This window comes from Mesorhizobium sp. B2-7-1 (assembly GCF_006440735.1).
Taxonomy (GTDB): Bacteria; Pseudomonadota; Alphaproteobacteria; order Rhizobiales; family Rhizobiaceae; genus Mesorhizobium.
In genome coordinates this window covers 1-2,547 of the sequence record NZ_VFUA01000208.1, presented here as the reverse complement: position 1 = coordinate 2,547, position 2,547 = coordinate 1, and the positions used below count along the sequence as shown (strand labels likewise).

General features: G+C 61.2%; 3 protein-coding genes. All 3 read right to left on the bottom strand.

Annotated elements, in window-relative coordinates; all coding sequences use genetic code 11:
• Positions 1-81: 81 nt before the first annotated feature.
• A complete protein-coding gene (locus FJ471_RS34415; RefSeq protein ID WP_140811409.1) occupies positions 82-687 on the bottom strand; it encodes a transglutaminase-like cysteine peptidase in 606 nt (201 codons plus the stop codon).
• A 240-nt stretch (positions 688-927) separates the two neighbouring features.
• Positions 928-1,545, bottom strand: a complete 618-nt coding sequence (locus tag FJ471_RS34410) for a PilZ domain-containing protein (RefSeq protein ID WP_140811402.1) — start codon at positions 1,543-1,545, stop codon at positions 928-930.
• A gap of 172 nt (positions 1,546-1,717) precedes the next feature.
• Entirely contained in the window at positions 1,718-2,356 is a 639-nt protein-coding gene (locus FJ471_RS34405; RefSeq protein WP_140811396.1) for a PAS domain-containing protein, read from the bottom strand.
• Between the last annotated feature and the right edge of the window lie 191 nt (positions 2,357-2,547).

The following is a 2,547-nucleotide window of genomic DNA, read 5'->3' as shown; positions in this document are numbered from 1 at the left end:
GGGACGGGGAGGGTGGGGACTCGACCGGGCTTTCCCCTAAGCACGTCGCGCGAGCACGACGTAGCTAATCGCTTTGGCGCCTTAGCGGACGCTGGCTACGGCGGCGTCGCGGCCGTCGTTGATGGTGACCCAAACACCCGAATTCTCGGTCGATTGACGCTTGAGGTAGGTGTAGACCGTGTCGTTCCAGGCGAGCACTTTCGGCTCGAGGTTGTCGAGGATGAACTCGCCGAGGCTGGTGCGCACCGTCAACACCGCATGGCCGTCGCCGTTCGGCTGACGCACCACCGTCATCAGCAGGTCGCCGGCGGGGACACCGACGGCCATCAACTCGCGGCGCTTCTCCAGTCCGTAGTCCTCGCAGTCGCCATAGCCGTTGTCCGGATAGGCCCAGTATTCCTCGACGCCATAGTTCTCCATGTCCGTCCGCGGCTTGACGCGGACGTTGACCGAATTGTTGACGTTGACGATCGTCGCCCAAAGCTTGCGCGTCAGTTCGACCGGCGGACCCTTCGGCGTCCGCTCGCTGCATTCGGCCGGGATGCGCTGACAGAAATCATAGTGACCGACCGGCTGGGTGGTGCGGCCACCCGTATGCATGAAAGCCGGTCCTGCGCTTGCCGTGTCCCACGCGGAAAGCTGCATCGCCATTGCCAAGAGCAACAGCTTGCCCCTCGTCTTTTTCATTGTTGTAGTCTCCCCGTTTGAGGAGACTGTGCCACGTTGGGATTTATTTGACGCAAAAACCCGAAGTAGATATTGAGTAAAACGCCAGTAGAATAAACATAAAATTTGAACTATCGCGATCTTGGATTGTTCAGATTTGTGAAGTTCCAACGGCTCCGGCGGCCTGCGTCGGGGCCAAAACCGGGCAACAAAAAACCGGCCGCCGAGGGCCGGTTTGCTTCACTTGCGGCGTGCCCCGTGTCAGGAGCGCGATGCGTTGAATTCTTGGTCGAGCGTTTCGGGCCGCTGGATGACAGCGAACTCGATGGCGACGCCGTCCTCGAAATGGCGCACCACCTGGCCGCGCATCGTGCCTAGCGTGACCTGGACGCCGATCGCCGGCTTGACGTCGATCTCGATTGCAGCGCCCGACAGCGACAGGTCGATGATGCGGCACTGATACTGGCGCCCGTCGGTGAGCTGCAGGACGCTCATCGGGTTGCGCGGCGCCACGCGCTCGTGGCGGCGATCCTCGGGCAGGTCGAGCTCATGCTTGTTGGCAAGCCAGGTGAGCTGCGCGGCAAGCTTGTCCTTCTTGCGATCCGAGGCGATGACGGTCATGGCGAAACCGTCCTGCGAAGTGCGCGTCACGATGCCTTCGACACGACCGATATGGTCGATATAGGCGATGACCTTTTCGCCCGGCATGCCGATGCGCTCGGTACGCAACGCAACGTTGCCGGGCGACATATCGATCACCTGGCATGGATGCTCGGTGCGGTCTTCAAGCATGAAGCGCCCGTAAATCTTGACGCGGACACGCTGAAAGTTGCGCCGTTCAGCTCGTGACGGCGCATATTCTACCGCCGCTGACCTCATGACTGCCTACACCCCGTTGGCATTCCGCGCGACGATGCGAGGAATTTCCCCCAAAAACTACAGCAAAGCAGGTTAACAAACGGGAAAAATCGGCCGCGAATGCCAACGCTTGGAGGTTGATTCCGCCGGAAAAATTAACCGTGCGCGAGGCAAGAAACACTCGCGGTCGGGTTCATTCGTGACGACCGCCATCGAGGACGACGAGATGGCGGATGCGGCGCACGCGGCCGAGCGCCGAAATGGTCTCCGGAGGATCGAATTCGGCTGGAACGAGCGAAGGAACGTCGATCGCCGGCCGGTTCTTCAGGAACATCGGTTCCTTCTCGGGATCTATCACCCGGATCGTGTCGATAAGCGCGTCGGCGAGCGGGTCGGCGCCCAGCCAGAATGGCTTGTCGGCGGTGGCGATGATGCCGAGGCAGCGCTGGTTCTCGGCGCCGCCGTCCAACGGCAGCGCCAGGAGTTCGAATTTGTTGGAACGGCCGTTGCGGCTGAACCCCTCGAAGGTCATGAGCAGGACCGATTTCTGCTCGAAAACGCCCTGCATGAGCCGCGACACCAGCCGCTGGTCCTTCTCACGCCAGAGCGAGGGAAAGGAGAAGCCCTTGAGCTCCCGGCCGTAATAGGCGCAGAGCCTTGTGCCGGCCAGCCGGAACACGGCTTCGCCGCGCGTGTCGCGCTCGAGGATGAAGGTGTCGGCCAGAAGCAACTTGATGTCCGCCGGCTCCACCTCCGATCGCTTCGGGGCGAGGCGACCATCACGCAGCTGGTTCCAATATTGGAACAGTGCGATCGATCCTTTTTCTTTCATGACCATTCCGCTCCGCACAATCTGTCTTTTGATGTCCCATCGGCGAACAGACAGGGCGCCCTCCGATGACCTTCATGCGGTGCGGAGCAGGATGCGTGCCAGTATCGTTAACGTTTGTTCACGCCTCGGGGCTGTTAAGGGTAACACGTGGTTTACGTTGCGCGCCGCCGGGGCCCGGGGCACACCAAAAC